The organism is Allobosea sp. GW821-FHT10B12, assembly GCF_059415545.1.
This window is the reverse complement of record NZ_JBWKNL010000005.1, coordinates 362,544-377,295: the sequence shown is the minus strand read 5'-3', so window position 1 is coordinate 377,295 and position 14,752 is coordinate 362,544. Positions and strand designations below refer to the sequence as shown.

Below are 14,752 nucleotides of genomic sequence, written 5' to 3'. Positions count from 1 at the left end.
CGTCAGCGCCTCACCGCGGCCAGGCCCTGCGGCCGGATCGCCAGCACCACGACCATGATGACGAAGGTCAGCATCACCGCATAGGTCGGCATGTAGACCGAGCCGAACTGCTCGGCGAGGCCGACGATCAGCGCGCCCATCGCGGCGCCGGGGATCGAGCCCATGCCGCCGACGATGACGACGACGAGCGAGGACAGGAGGATCTTGGTGTCCTCGCCGGGCTGCAGCGACTGGAAGGTGCCGCCGACGACGCCGGCCAAGCCGGCGAGCCCGGCGCCGAAGGCGAAGACCATGACGAAGACGAGCTGCACGCGCACGCCGGTGGCCGAGAGCATGTCGCGGTCGTCGACACCGGCGCGCACCAGCATGCCGATGCGCGTGCGGTTGAGCACCAGCCACATCGCGACGCCGAGGATGATTGCGCCGATCAGGATGGCGATGCGGACCAGCGGATAGGTCATCATCACCGCCTCGCCATTGCTGCGCAGCGCGACGATGAAGGGCAGCTGGATTGGCCCGGAGAGCCAGTCCGGCGTCGTCACCTGGAAAGTGTCGCCGCCATAGCTCCAGAGCAGCAGGTCGGCGACGATGATCGAGAGGCCGATCGTGACCAGCGTCTGGCGCAGGTCCTGACCTTCCATCCAGCGGAAAAGCAGCACCTGCATCAGCATGCCGGCGAGCGCGACGATCACGAAGGCGCCGATCAGCGCGGCGAACCAGGATCCCGTCAGGTTGCCGATGCTGTAGCCGACATAGCCGCCGAACAGATAGAGCGAGCCATGCGCCAGGTTGACGTTGCGCATCAGGCCGAAGATCAGCGTGAAGCCGCTCGCGACGAGGAAATAGAGCCCGCCGAGCGTGATGCCGTTGAAGAGCGCGCTCAGGAAGACGCGCTTTCTGCCGAAGGTCAGCTCCATCCACGGTGTCCAGACCGCGAAGATCAGGAAGGCGAGGAGGGCGATCGCGATCAGGATCACCAGCGACCAGATCGGGCGGCGGCCGATGAAATCAGACATGGCTCGCCTGCGTTTGCGGGAGGCCGACGGTGCGCAGAACCCGGCGATAGTCGCGGGGCGCCATGCCCATATGGGCGGTGAAGAAACGCGTGAACACGCTCTGGCCGGAGAAGCCGAGGCGGTGGCTGATGCTGGTCACCGGATCGCTCGACAGCACGATCCGTTCGAGCGCCGCGTCGAGCCGGACCGTGTTGGAGAAGACGGTCGGGGTGACGCCGACCTGTTCCCGGAAAAGCTTGAAGAAATGGGCGCGTGACAGCCCGGCCTCGCGGGCGACCCGGGCGAGGGCGCCTTCGCAGGAGGGACGCTGCTCCAGCAGCCGGCAGGCGCGCAGCACGCGCCGGTCGAGCGCGCCCTCTGACGAGTCGTGCAGCAGCGACGAAGCGAGCTCGGGCCCGATCGGCTCGCTGGAAGCCTGCGCCAGCGCCATCAGCACCGGGGCGAGATTGAGCTCGCGATGCTGCGACAGCAGCATCTCGACCGCCTGGTCGCGCCAGGCGGCGAGCTCGCGGGTCACGACCAGCTCGCAGGAGGGGAAAACCAGCGATCCTGCCAGCGACATGGTCTGCGCCGCCAGCCATTCCGGCTTGAGATAGATGACGAGGAAGAGCCCGAAGGAGCCCGGCTGCTCCGGCTGGAAATTGTGGGGCTCCCAGGGATTGATCGCGACACCCATGAACGGATCGACCCGGACCGTGCGGTCATTGACGGTGACGAGGCCGCGCGACCCGTCGAGGAAGAAGATCAGGTGAGCTTCGCGGTGGGCATGCACCACCAGCGGGCGGTCGAGGTCGTAGATCGACACCCGTCCGAACGGACCGTGACAGACCGCGACTGCGCGACTCATGGCTCCTCGCGTAGCAAGGCTCGGGTGGGCCTAAGGCTGCCTCATCAGGTGAGCCTTCGCCCAACGCCGCACTCAAGAAGCGCGCGACGTCGTTGACCGGAGCGGGACGGCAGGCCGGAAAGGGAGCGATACCTGTCGCGCCCTTTCCGGTGAGTCAGTCGGTTGGGGCGACTAGGGCTTGCATTCCGGGTTGGTCCGGGACGGCAGCCCCACCGCCTTGAAGGCTTCCGCAGACAGACCCATCGTCTTCGAGACATTCGGGACGGTGCGGACGAACTTGTTGGTCAGTTCGCCGTTCGGCGCCTCGACGACCTCGGTGATGAAGGTCGTCGCGATCGCCTGCCGGTCGTCATCGAGCTTGATCGGTCCGTTCGGGGCATCGAGCTCGACCTTGGCGAGTTCGGCCCGGAACTTGGCGCCGCCGTCAGAGAGGTCGGCGTTGACCTTTTCCAGCCCCGCCGCCATCCCGCTGAAGGCATTGTAGTAATTGGTCGCGAACAGCGACGGGCTGGCGAAGCGCTTGTCCGCCGGGAAGGCGTCCTGGTAGGTCTTGACCCAGGCCTGCCATTTCGGATTGTCCCAGGCATCGGCGACGCCGCCCGAAGAGGGCGTGCCGACGAGCAGGCGCTTGGCGTTGCCGCGCGACGACAGCACGGTCTGGTCCACCATGATCGAGCCGCCGACGAACTTCGCCTTGCCGCCGGTCTGGCCGTACTGGTTGAGGAAGTTGACGGAGTCGCCGCCGCCGAGGCCGAGGAAGACGGCGTCGACGTCATCGGGGATATTGGCGATGACCGAGCCGAAATCCTTGGTTCCGAGCGGCACCCATTGGCGCTGCACGATCTGGCCGCCGGCCTTGCAGTAACCGAGCGCGAAGCCGAAGACCTGAGTATAGGGGAACGAATAATCCTCGCCGATCACAGCGAGCTTCTTGTAGCCCTTGTCCTTGAAGACGTACTCGCCGAGGCCGGCCATCCACATCGCGCCGTTGCTGTTGAAGCGGAAATAGTTCGGCGACGGATTGACATAGGTGGTCTCGAGCGCGCCTGAGGACGCATCGACGACGGTGACGTTGGGCACTGTCTTCGAGTAGTCGCGCATCGCGATGCCCTCGGAGCCCGAGAGCGGGCCGAGGATGAGCTGAACCTTGTCCTGCTCGACCAGCTTGCGCGCTGCCCGCAGCGCCGAGTCCGGGCTGGCGTCGGTCGCGGCGATGATGAACTCGACCTCGCGGCCGGCGATCTTGCCGCCGCGCTGCTTCAAGGCGATCTGGGCGCCGCGGACACCGTCCTCGCCGCCCGAGGTCAGCGCGCCCGAAAGCGTCGCCAGCACGCCGATCTTGAGTTTTTCCTGAGCCTGGCCGGTTCCGCCGGCCGCAATCAAAGCGCACGCCGCAACGGCGGCCATTAATGCCTTCCGCATCGCATTCACCTCCCTGCGTGGACGGCCGCGCCGAAGGTTTCAACGGCGAAGCCGATGGCGGATTTTTCACTCCGCTCTAAATCTAGGCTAGCACAGGCCGGTCTACTGCCAAGGTCGTAGATATTGCCGAGGGTCTGCTTTTCGCCATCCAGAGGGTTCGGCCCCTATCAAGGGCGATGCGCTTCCTGGCAATTGGCGCCGTCGGCGGGCCGGTCGATCTGATCATCTGCCAGATTGTGCCCTACCTGGCCGATGATCGGCTCGATCGCATCCGCTAGCGCCTTGGCCGACAGTGGACCTTGGAGAGTCGCAGCAGACATCGCAAAGTTCGAAATGAAGGCCAGAACGGGCGCTGGTAAACGCCACTCCTCGGTTTCACCAGTCTTCAAGCTTGATTTTGCATAGCTTTTGGACGCCTTGCGAGCAGCAGCGACATGCCGGGCGCGTCAGTCATCTCACTGTGAGAAATCGGCAGGCTTTAGCACTCAGCCTTGGAGCCCGGCTGGCTCCCGGTGGATGCTTGTCCGCATTTTCGTCCCGCCCGGCTCATAGCCTCATCGATCTCTGATTGAGCGATCTTGTCGATCTCCGCGATGAAGACGATGCGCGTGCCGCCCTGCGCCGGATCGTCCCGACCGAGGGGCGCCAGCGTGGCCTTTCCGCCCGCGAGCTGGAAGAGGTAGCGGGAATCCGGGTTCTCAACCGTTTCGAGAATGCCTTTCGCGCGGACGAGCCGCAGCGCAAGCCGGCCGATCGCCTGCTGGAAGCCTGCCAGCGAAATCGGCTCCACGGACGTCCAGTTGAAGCTCTCGAAACGGTCGATGCTCGGCCTTTTCGGGCGTGTCGTCCGCTCGCGGGCCGTCCCGACCTCGGGAAAGACGAGGTCGAGCGGGATGTCCCCTCCGGTCGCCTCGACGAGGGTGGCCCTGCGATTGATCTGCGACAGGGCGCGACGGCGCGCATCGAGGGCTGGCTCGTCGACAAGATCTCCCTTGCTGATGGCGACGAGATCGGCGGCTCGCAGCTGGCTCAGGAGCAAGGAGTCGCCGAGATCCGCCTCCGCCGATGCGGCGTCGACGACGCACAGCACCGTTTCCAGGGGGGCTTCGCGCCAGATCACCGGATCCATCAGGTTGCGGATGATGTCCTCGGGATCGGCGACGCCGCTGGTCTCGATCACGATGGCTTCGGGCCGCGGGGTTCGCCGCAGCAGATTGGCGAGCGTCCGCAGCAGATCGCCTTCCAGCGAGCAGCAGATGCAGCCATTGGCGAGGCTGACGACCCCGTCCTCGGCGCCGGCAATCAGCTCCGCGTCGATGTTGATGGCGCCGAAATCATTGACGACGGCCGCGATGCGGCGGCCATCTGCCTGCTGCAGGATACGATTGACCAGCGTCGTCTTGCCGGCGCCGAGAAAGCCCGTGACCAGCAGGATCGGAACCGGCATGGCCCTAAGCTGCCGTGCCGAACGGGCGGCGCACCGGCCGGCCCGGCCTGGCTGCGACATTCATGAGCCCCTCGGCAATGACCGGCTCGCCGCTGACGATGAGGTGCCGGACGCCTTCGGCCGGGCGGTTCATCGCCGAAAACTCCGCCCGATCCGTGAGCTGATCCAGATCGAAGACCACGACATCGGCGTCAGCTCCGGCCTTCAGCCGGCCCTTGTCCCGCATTGCGGGCGTGCTCGCGGCCAAGATCTCGGCAGGGATCAATGTGCACTTTGCGATCCCCTCCTGCAGACTGACCGCCTGCCGCTCGCGCACCCAATGGCGCAGGAAGCGCGTGAAGGTGCCCGATGACCGCGGATGCGAGGTCGCTTCCTCAGGCAAGGGCCAGGCATCGCCGGTATAGGTCGCCCCGTCCGGCATCGACCAGGGCATGGCATCCGAGGCGATCGCGCCGCCGGGATACAGGACCGAGAGATCGAGCATATCGCGGTGACGGGCATTGTTCTCGGTATCGAGCACATGCCAGAGGACGAGTTGCGACGGATCCTCCGATTGCGCCGACAGCAGATCCTCGCGGTCCTGAATACGGCGACCGCTCGTGACGAGCTGGATCTGCTGGTAGCGCGTGTCATTGCGGCTTTCGAATTCCGGGTCGCTGAAGAACGCGGCAGCGATCACGGTCGAGCCGGTGCCATAGGGATAGGCTTCGACCGTGATCGGCAGGCCCTGCTCCTGCGCCTTCTTGATCAGCCGCGCGCAACGCTCGACATCGGTCTTGCTGGAGCTGTTGAAGTGGCAGATATGCATGTGCGCGCCGGTCGCGCCGGCATAGCCGATGAGGCGGATATAAGCCTCCGCAGCGCTCTTCGGATCGGTATTCGCCATATAGGCGATATGGGTGAAGGTCGGCACGCCGCGCTCGGCGGCGAGCTGGCACAGCGCCGTCAGTTCCTGCACACCGGCGCCGGGGGCATAGGCGTTCAGGATGCCGATGCCGATGCCGCCCTCGTCGAGCCCGGCCGCGATGCGATCGAGGATGTTCTGCTGCTCGGCGGGCGAGGAAATGTTGTCCATCCAGCGCGGATCGCGCATGGCGCGCCCGAACGCTTCCAGAGACGATTCCTCGTTGATCCCGATCATCGCGCCAATCCGGGCGAAAGCCCAGTTCGTCGCGGCGCCGTAGTTCAGGATGCGGCCCTGTTCCGCCTGCCGGCGATACCAGGACGCCACCGGCAGCACCCCGGCTTCGAGGTCCAGCGTCGTGGTGACGCCGTCGAAAGCCTGCATCCGGTCGGCCGGGATCGATTGGCCATGGGCGTGAAGGTCGATGAAGCCGGGCGCGACGATCAGTCCCCGCGCGTCGATCACGCGCTCGGCCTTGCCGAGGTCGGAGCCGATCGCGACGATCTTTCCGTCGGCGATGGCGACATCGGCGATGCCGTCATGGCCGCTTTCCGGATCGACGACGCGGCCGCCCGTGATCAAGAGTCCGCTCATCTGCCCTCGCTTCTCGTTCTCTGGATGGCTTGCTCTGCCGCAGCCATCGTCGGCCCGATGTTGGCCGATCCGGAATTGCCGAGGCAAGGGCGCCGCCCGGCGAACCACTTTGGTCGATCATGCAGGCCAAGCATGCACCACGCCTGTACAACGCCGTCGGTCGCGCTGAGCGCGTTCGAACTGACTATAGGCCGGAGGAAGCTCGAGATGTTGCTTCCTCCGGCCCGCATCGACCTGTCAGAAAATCGAACCCGTCGGCAGGCCGAGCGCCATTGCACCGGCATAGCGGGCCTGGGGGCTGGCCTGGAGCGGATGGAAACGCGCACCCTGGATGTCGCGGAAGCGCCGCTCCAATCCCGTCGCCCGGTAGAACGACGCGCCGCCTGCCAGCTCCATCGCCAGATCGACGGCCGCAATCGCGTGGCGGGCAACCAGAGTGCGCCCGATCATGACCTCGTTGACCGTCTCGGCGCACGGCGCGTTGCGCGCCACGATATCCAGCATCCAGCGATGTGCGAGCTGCGCGGCCCGCAATTCTGTGTCCATGCGACCGGCCAGCGACGGGTCGGATGCCGGCTTCTTCTTCGCGATCTCGATGGCGATGTCGCGGGCGCTTTCGGCAACCCCGAGGTAAACCGCATAGATCAGCGGGAAAGCGATGGTCGCAATCGTCTCGAAAACGGGGTGCCACTCGCCGGCCTTGCGCGAAAACGCGACATTCGCGGCGGGGATGAAGAGATCCTCGATCACGACATCGTTCGACGCCGTGCCTCGCATGCCGAGCGTGCGCCAGGTGTCCTCGATACGCACCGCCGAGGATTTCATCGGCGCGCCGAAATGAATGACAGACCGGTTCCCGTCTTCCCCTTCATGGATCGCCCCGGTCATCAGGATATCGCCGGCTTCGGCGCCGGAGGTGAACACCTTCCGTGCGGTGATGCGGTAGCCGTCGCCGTCCCTCTCGGCCTTTCCGGATCCGCCGATCCAGTCCGAGCCGCCGGACGACAACAAGATGATCCTCTCCGCGGCGATCCGTTTCAGCAGGGGTTCGACAGCGGCGACCTTCTGGTGTCGCCAGCGCCAGGCTGGGATGGCGACCTGATGGATGTGCATGGAAAAAGCCAGTGCGGTGGAACCGCATGCCCTGGCGAGCACCCGCAGCATCTCGGCGAGTTCGGAGATCTCGGCGCCGCCGCCGCCCAGCTCCCGCGGGACGCCTGCCTCGACGAGGCCCGCCTCCTTCAGCAAGGCATAGTTCTCGCTGACGAAGCGGTCATTCTGGTCGATCTCGGCGGCACGCGAAGCCAGTCTCGGTGCGAGCGCGCGCGCCGTTTCCACGACGCTGGCCGCAGAAGCGGTGCCCGCACTGAATGACGGAGCCGAGGCTTTCGAAGCAGTGACAGTCGACATGGTGTCCTCCATTCCTGCGAGACGGAAGGATCACCGCTGAGGCTTTGAGCTTCCAGTTCAGCAACTGAACTGCCGGCGTTTTCCGCGTGACCCCGGTCTGGTACCATTCGCCAAAAGAAAAACGGGGTTCGCCATGAACGATCGCGGCGGCTATGGCCAGTTCTGCCCGGTGTCGATGGCCTCGGAGATATTGTGCAGTCGATGGACGACGCTGGTCGTGCGAGAACTGCTCTGCGGCAGCACCCGATTCAATGACCTGCGGCGCGGCCTACCGAAGATGTCGCCCGCATTGCTCTCGAAACGGCTCAAGGAGTTGCAGCAGGCCGGGGTCATCACCGTGTCGCGCAAGACGAAGGGCTCGGTTGAATATCATCTTTCCGAGGCGGGCGAGGAACTGAGATCGCTGATCATGGGCCTCGGCAACTGGGCGCAGCGCTGGATGGAATCGCGGCTTTCGCTCAGGAATCTCGACCCTTCGCTGCTGATGTGGGACATGCGCCGGAGCCTCAACGTCAAGCTGCTGCCGGCGCATCGCTGCACGATACAGTTTCTGTACCCCGAACTTCCAGGGTCGCAAAAGCGGTGGTGGCTCGTGGTGGCCGACGGCACCGTCGACCTCTGCAATTTCGACCCCGGCCATCAGCTCGACCTGCTGGTCAAGAGTTCGCTGCGCACGATGACGGCGATCTGGATGGGACTGACGACGATCAAGAAGGAGTCGGACACCGGCCAGTTGGAGATCGACGGCAATCAGGCCCTGGCGTGCTCCATGCAACAATGGCTCGGACTCAGCGCCTTCGCCTTCGAACCGCGCCGGGTGCAGTGACGGACGCGACGATCATGTGCGAGGTTTGGCAAGAGGAAGGCTTGGTCCGCGCCAGAAGCAGACCCTGGTCTCTCGCCTGAAAACGGACGTGACGCTCAAGGCGCATTCGAGGTTTTGACGCGTTCTGCTCGGCAGTGCCACTCAACCCCTGTCGGTGTAAAAGCGCGCAACCTTGCCGGCACTGTCCAGCTCTACGACATAGTGCTCATAATCGACGCCGAAGCCCGGCATGCCAAGATTATAGACCAGCCGCTCGCCGCGGCGGCTGTCAGGCGGCCCCATCAGCTCGGTTATCTCCGCCTCCGTCATGCCCGGGCGCAGGCGCTTTGCCAGATCGTCCGTCATCAGCGAGCGCTTGTTCTCGCTCGGTTTGGCCTTGGCCTCGGCGATCCAGCGCTCCTTGCTGAACAGTGTGGGGTCTGGCGCCAGCAGCTTGCGGGCACCAAGCGCCACGCCGGCGAGCACGATGACGCCCAGCAGCACGAGCACGATCGTCTTCATTCCAACCTCTGCCGGCGCGCAGCCCCGAAGCGCGCCCTGTCTTTCATCTCATTTCCAGCCGCGGCCAGCCAAGCCCGCTGCTGCTACAGGACTATGACGTGCTGACTTCCGGCGTCGGCCGCACGCCCGGCACGGCGCCGTCATCGGCCTGGCCGTGCTGGCCATAGGCGACGTCGTTGCTCCAGGCGAGCTCGCCGTCGCGGTCGATCACGACCATCTCGCCGTTCTCGATGGCGCGCTGCACCAGATCGGCGAGCTCTTCGTCGGAAGCGTCGGGATTCTGCTCGGCGATGCGACGGCCGACCTCGTTGTTGTAGAGATCCATCGCCTCGCGGTCAGCCGGGTTCTCGACGCCCTCATGGGCCGAGGTGAAGCGTTCGGTGAAGTCCTTGCCGAACTGCTTGGTCATCAGCGCATTCCAGTAGGCGTGCCGGAAGGCGTCTGAATGGCCGTCATTCTGCGCCCAGGTGTCGAAATCTCCGGTGACCTGGGGATTCTGCGGGAAGCCGCCGCGCTGGTTCTCCGGCTTGGGATAGCGCTCGAGCGCGACCGTCTCGGCCTTGCCCTTGATGTCACGCATGTCCTTCAGCCCGAAGACGCTCAGGCTGTCCATCAAGTCGGCTTCGGTCGCGGTCAATTTGCGCTTCTCGTCGGTGAACAGCCCCGCAAGGCCGCCCGGGCCCCACATCACCGTGCCGCGCGGATCCTCCTCGATCTGATAGTCGCGCAGGATGCGGTCGAGCTTCGGATCGCGCGCTGTCGGATCGTCTGGCCGAGGTTGCGGGTCCTCCGGTGCCGGCTGATCGGTCGTGTCCGGGGCAGGAGCAGGATCGTCCCCTGAGGTCGAGCCGCTTTCCGATGGCTGATCGCCAGAAGTCGTTTTCGGCTGGCTGGGCTGATCGCCGCTCGGCTGGCTCGGGGTGTCATCTCCGGACTGCGAGCTGCCGTCGTCGACGCTGGGTGACGGCTGCGTCGGCGCCGGGTCGGTGCCGCTTGTCCCTGGCTGCTCGCCGTCACCGGAGGTCGACGGCGTGCTTGGGGAATCGGTCTCCCCGCTCGGCGCCTCGGACTCGGCCGGAGGGGCCTCGGGTTCCGGTTGCGGTTCCTCCGGCACTGGCTCGACCGGCCCGGGCTGCGGCGTTGCCGTGCCCGGCAGATAGACCTTGTCGCCGGCGAAGACCAGGTTCGGATCGACCAGATGGCCGCTGTTCAGTTGCACCGCCGCGCGTGGATCGGCGCCGGCGCGCTCGGCTGCCTGCCAGACCGATTCACCCTCGGCGATGGTCACCGAGCGATAGCCTTGCTCCTCGAGCTCGGGGTTGATGCGCCCCGTCGGCCCCATCTCGCCGGTCTCGTTGCGCTGCAGATAGCGCCCGTTGACCCAGCCGGTGGCGTCACGGCCATCGACGCCGCGGCCCTGCACCTCGACCCATTCGTCGCCATTGGCGTCGATGCGGCGCTGGCCGGTCGCGTCGACGAAGGTGCCGTTGCGCAGCACGGTGAGCTTGCCGGCCTCGGTCGATGGCTCGGCCCGCAGGTTGAGCCCGTCATGCGGCACGACCACGAACTGCTCGGGCTGTGGGGTAGCAGGTTGTTCCGGCTGCTCCTGCGGCTGGTCGACCTGCTGCGGCCGCTGGGCGAGGTCGGCGCCGGTGAAGGTCCGCGTCTGCCGGTCGGTGATGTCGTCGCGGCCGATATTGGCGATCAGCGAGACGCCAAACTTGCCGACATCGGCGACGGTGAGGCCGAGCTCGTGCTGCTGGTTGACGCCGCTGCGGGCAATGCGCTCGTCCTGCGTGGTGACGCTGAAGTCGTCGCCCATGCTGGCGGCGGCCTGGCGGAAATCGCCCTGCAGCAGCGAGGAGATCACCGGGCCGGCATGCTGCGCGGGGTTGCGCGTCGTCGCTTCGATCGAGACGCGGCGCTGGTCGGTTCGGCTGAGATCGGTGAGCGGCTGGTCCTGATAGGTCAGTTCGACCCGCGCCGAGACCTCGTCCGGCGCACCGAGGCCGTCGATCTCCGGCATGGGCCGGCCCGCGACCTCGCTGAGCGATTGGTCGGCCGGGATGTCCCAGGACATGCTTACTTCGCCGCGCAGCGTGCCATGGTCGACGATGTTCTGCGGGATGTAGCCGAGCTCGAACTGGTCGAACTGCTGTTGCCCGATCGTTAGCTTCTCCTTGGTGCTCGAATCGAGATCGCCGGCGAGCGTATAGGTCAGCCGTCCCGGCTCGCCATTGCGCGGTACTTCGACGGTACGGATGACGCGCTGGTTCTGGTCGAGGCGCGTCTCGATGCCGAGATTGGCCGCCTTGGCGCCGAGCTTCAGGCGTTCCTGCGCGTTGAGCTCCTGCGAATAGCTGGTGATGTTGTCGCGCAGGAAGGCCATGTCCTCGGCCGAGGGCCGCAGCGGCTCCGCAGCGAGGTTGCCAGGCGTCGGCCAGGAATGCGTGTCGCTCAGGCTGCCGTCATCTTCCGGCACCGGGTTGGAGGCGGCCCCGATCGTGCCGACGCCGGGGATCGGCGCGTTGACGATGTCACGCACCGCTTCGGAGGTGCCGAGGCGCTGCAGGACCTCGACCGCGCGTGTCGCCTCCTCCTGGGTGGCGAAGCTCATCGTCACGGAATCGGAGCTGCCGAGGTTGAATTCGGCGGCCGGATCGATGCCAGGTGTCGCGAGCTCGCCGGTCAGGCCGCCCTGCAGGCGCTTGTCGAAGGTGACGTCATAGGTCGGCGCCGGCTGGCCCTCGCCGCCATCGCCGCGCTGGGCGACGGTGATGTCATAGCCATACTGGCCTTTGACCCCGACGCCGACCGGGATACGGCCGAGCGGGACCTGCAGCTTGCCCTCGGCGGTCATGCTCATGACCACTTGGTCGCCGTCGCTGTTCAGCTTGCCGATCTCGTCGCCTGGATTGACCAGCGTATTGGCGGCATCGCCGATGCCGGTCTCGACGCCCGAGGTGCTCGAGCCGCCTTCGACCGGCGTCGTCGAGCCGCTTCCCGAGGTTGAGTCAGCGGCCGGAGCAGCCTGATTGTCGTTCTGCGCTCCGCTGCTGGTCGAGGTCGACGCCGGCTGGGTAGCGCGGCGTTCCTCTTCGCTAGCGCGCGCCCGCGCCATCTCGGCGTTGAAATCCTGCGTGGATGAAGAATCGACTCCACTGGAGCCTGGATTCGTGCCCGATGCGCTTTGAGCGCTGTCGACCTCGGACCGCTTCTTCGTCGCCTCGCTCGCGCCGGAAATGCTCGCTGCAGCCTGGGCCATCGCGGATATCCTCATATCGCCTGGCGCCGCGGAGAGACCGGGCGCGGATCATGCTGGCGAGAGGATGGCGCCAGAAGCTGATAGCAACCTGACGGAGGCGCGAGAATGTCGAGGGCAGGGGAGGTATAATATACCGATAATCAAAGTGTAATTGGAAATGCAGGCGCACGAGCGCCTGCATTCGTCAAGCAAGTCGGCGACCTTTGTTGGAGCCGTCAGCTGTAGCGTTGCTCGGCGGCGTCGATCGCAGCCTGATTGATGCTCTGACCGTTGGCGCCGACCCAGTCCTTGCCGCGCTCGTAGATGATCTGCGCGCCATCGGCCGTGAGCTGGTCCAGCGTCGTGCCGGCATTCGACTGGATGACCTCGAGATTGTTCTTGCCGTCCTTGTCGCCGGCGAGACCGGTCACCTGGATGGCGTTGTTGCCATTGGTGATGGTCAGGCCCGAGGAGAAGGAGGTGCCATTGCCGGCATCGACGGTGTTGACGGTGATCTTGGTGCCGTCGTCGAGCTGGAACGTCATGTTCTCCTTGAAGTCGAAATCGTTCTTGCCATCGCCGTCCTTGTCGACATGGGGATCACCCCAGACGCGGGTGACGGCGCCGGTCTCGTTGTTGCGCACGGTGAAGGACTGATCGCCCTCCTTGAGGTCGATCGTGTACTTGTCGCCGAGGCGGATCTGGGCGGAGCCATCATCCTTCTTCTCGTGCGTCCAGACATCCGAGGCGCCGCTATTCGAGCCCCCGCCGTTCGAACCACCATTGCCCGGCGTCGGCAGGTTCGGCCGCGGCAGTTGCGGCAGCTGTCCACCATTGCCAGCGCCGATATTGGCGAGGCCGGCGAATTGCGACATCAGGCCGGCGAGGCCATCGAGCATCTGGTTCTTGGCCTGCTCGGGAATGTTTGATTCCTCGATCAGCCCGGCGAAGTGCTGGAAGCCCTCCATCACGCCGGCGAAGGCCTCGCGGCGGGCCTGCTCGACGCCGGCCATGGTCGGGACGCCCGAAACCGGGCTGGTCTGGCTGGTCGGGAGCGCGGGCAGGCCGGGGGTCGGCGTGCTCGGCATATAGGTGGGCGCGTTGGACGCACCGTTGCCCGGCGCGCCATTGCTGCCATTGCCGCGGGTGGCGGCGATGAAGCCGGCGGCATAGGCGTCGATCAGATCGCGCTTGTCGGCCGAAGTGGTGGCCGAGCGCACGCTGCTAAGGAAATCATTGCCTCCCGCCTGCTGCGGCGCAGCGAAGGGGTCGCTTGCGGGCTGCCCGCCCGAAGCGCCGCCGACGAGGCCCGGGAAGGGAAGAGCTACCGGGATGTAACCCCAGCTGGGAATGCCGTTCATGGTCGCGCTCCTTTTGCTTCGTAACCTTGCGAGCAGCGCATGCTTGGGTCACGCCGAGAGCATCGCACCGCCAACCACGCTGCGACCTTAGGGAGCTGAGCTTTCGTGAAGCTGACGGGTTCGGGGAGCTTTTTTAAAAGAATCCCGACTGCCGGGCTCGGCGATCGTCGGCGGAGCCATCGGCGTTTCAGCCCGCAGCGCCACGCACAGAGACACGCAACCTTTAAAACTCAGAAAGGTTCCGTCATGGGATAGAGTTTCTTTTTTGTTTTGAATTTCTAAATAATCGCTTAGTCAGCCAAGTTATTGGCCGTCAGCAAACTGTCATAATGACCATGCGATACATAATCTACTTAAAAATATTTAAATAAGAGGCGAGGATGCGTACTTTGGTGATAGAAGATCATGCCGATTTAGCCTCCACTGTGAAAGGTGCGCTTTCGGACAACGGTTTTGCCGTAGACGTGACCTATACGCTGGACGAGGCGTCCGCCGCGTTCGGATGCGCCAGCTATGACATCCTGCTGCTCGACCTCGGCCTGCCGGACGGCGACGGGCTCGGCTGGCTGAAGCAGCTGCGCCGCAATGGCCACTCCACGCCCGCCATGGTGATGAGCGGCCACAACGACATCCAGAGGCGGATCGATATCTTCAACGGCGGCGCCGACGATTTCCTGCCCAAGCCGCTCTCCACAGACGAACTCATCGCCCGCATGCGGGCTGTCCTGCGGCGGTCGAACCAGATGACAGACCCGATCATTTCCGTTGGCAATCTGAGCTTCGATCCCGTCGGCCGTCAGGCCTCGATCGCGGGCACGCCGATGAAGATCGCGCGGCGCGAGACCTGCATTCTCGAATTCCTGCTGAACCGCGTCGGCCGTGTCGTCCCGCGTGGCGCGCTGGAGGACAGCCTCTATAGTTTCGGCGACGAGGTCTCCACCAACGCGCTCGAGGTCGGCATCTACCGGCTGCGCTCCCATCTCAGCCAGTCGGGCGCCACTCTGCGCATCCGGACCGCCCGCGGCATTGGCTATGTGCTCGAGCTCAGCGAGAGCTCGCTCTGAATCGCTCCCGCAACCAACCTTGCCGACGTCACGCGGATGACATCGGCCTCTGCCTGACATGATGGCCGGACCTTGCCGAGCAAAGCGCACGCGGATTGCCCGATCGATGCTGGAAG

11 protein-coding genes and 1 pseudogene are annotated in these 14,752 nt (G+C 65.3%); 2 read left to right on the top strand and 10 right to left on the bottom strand.

Features of this window, described 5'->3' with window-relative positions:
- Positions 1–2: 2 nt before the first annotated feature.
- The 7 genes and pseudogenes from AC07O0_RS19450 to AC07O0_RS19420 all read right to left on the bottom strand — a co-directional run bounded on the left by AC07O0_RS19450 (position 3) and on the right by AC07O0_RS19420 (position 7,640).
- Positions 3–1,016 carry a branched-chain amino acid ABC transporter permease gene (locus AC07O0_RS19450; protein ID WP_494625324.1) on the bottom strand — a complete coding sequence of 338 codons (1,014 nt, stop codon included), beginning with the start codon at positions 1,014–1,016 and terminating at the stop codon, positions 3–5.
- Entirely contained in the window at positions 1,009–1,863 is an 855-nt protein-coding gene (locus AC07O0_RS19445; RefSeq protein WP_494625323.1) for a helix-turn-helix transcriptional regulator, read from the bottom strand. The genes AC07O0_RS19450 and AC07O0_RS19445 overlap by 8 nt, the downstream gene beginning before the upstream one ends.
- Before the next feature lie 171 nt (positions 1,864–2,034).
- Positions 2,035–3,270, bottom strand: coding sequence for an ABC transporter substrate-binding protein (locus AC07O0_RS19440; protein ID WP_494625322.1), 1,236 nt, complete (start codon positions 3,268–3,270; stop codon positions 2,035–2,037).
- 182 nt (positions 3,271–3,452) lie between these two features.
- On the bottom strand, positions 3,453–3,674 hold the full coding sequence (locus tag AC07O0_RS19435) for a hypothetical protein (protein ID WP_494625321.1): 222 nt from the start codon (positions 3,672–3,674) through the stop codon (positions 3,453–3,455).
- A gap of 89 nt (positions 3,675–3,763) precedes the next feature.
- Positions 3,764–4,732: a CobW family GTP-binding protein gene (locus AC07O0_RS19430; protein WP_494625320.1), complete on the bottom strand. Its 969-nt coding sequence runs from the start codon at positions 4,730–4,732 to the stop codon at positions 3,764–3,766.
- Between the two features lie 4 nt (positions 4,733–4,736).
- Positions 4,737–6,233, bottom strand: a pseudogene (locus AC07O0_RS19425) (amidohydrolase family protein); the annotation flags it as partial.
- Positions 6,234–6,467: 234 nt separating this feature from the next.
- On the bottom strand, positions 6,468–7,640 hold the full coding sequence (locus AC07O0_RS19420) for an acyl-CoA dehydrogenase family protein (protein ID WP_494625319.1): 1,173 nt from the start codon (positions 7,638–7,640) through the stop codon (positions 6,468–6,470).
- Between the two features lie 133 nt (positions 7,641–7,773).
- On the opposite strand from AC07O0_RS19420, the gene AC07O0_RS19415 reads away from it, so the two are divergent.
- Positions 7,774–8,466 carry a winged helix-turn-helix transcriptional regulator gene (locus AC07O0_RS19415; protein ID WP_494625318.1) on the top strand — a complete coding sequence of 231 codons (693 nt, stop codon included), beginning with the start codon at positions 7,774–7,776 and terminating at the stop codon, positions 8,464–8,466.
- 141 nt (positions 8,467–8,607) lie between these two features.
- Here the strand turns inward: AC07O0_RS19415 and AC07O0_RS19410 are convergent, their stop codons facing one another.
- From AC07O0_RS19410 to AC07O0_RS19400, 3 genes are all read right to left on the bottom strand, one after another.
- Complete coding sequence (locus AC07O0_RS19410; protein WP_494625317.1) at positions 8,608–8,967, bottom strand: hypothetical protein; 360 nt, start codon at positions 8,965–8,967, stop codon at positions 8,608–8,610.
- 91 nt (positions 8,968–9,058) lie between these two features.
- The gene (locus AC07O0_RS19405) at positions 9,059–12,232 is read right to left on the bottom strand and encodes an SH3 domain-containing protein (RefSeq protein ID WP_494625316.1); all 3,174 of its coding nucleotides are present in this window, start codon (positions 12,230–12,232) and stop codon (positions 9,059–9,061) included.
- Between the two features lie 215 nt (positions 12,233–12,447).
- Positions 12,448–13,572 (bottom strand): DUF1521 domain-containing protein, encoded by a 1,125-nt coding sequence (locus AC07O0_RS19400; protein ID WP_494625315.1) that lies wholly within the window; start codon positions 13,570–13,572, stop codon positions 12,448–12,450.
- Positions 13,573–13,952: 380 nt separating this feature from the next.
- Here AC07O0_RS19400 and AC07O0_RS19395 point away from each other — a divergent pair, with 380 nt between their 5' ends.
- Entirely contained in the window at positions 13,953–14,636 is a 684-nt protein-coding gene (locus AC07O0_RS19395) for a response regulator (protein WP_494625314.1), read from the top strand.
- Positions 14,637–14,752 lie beyond the last annotated feature (116 nt).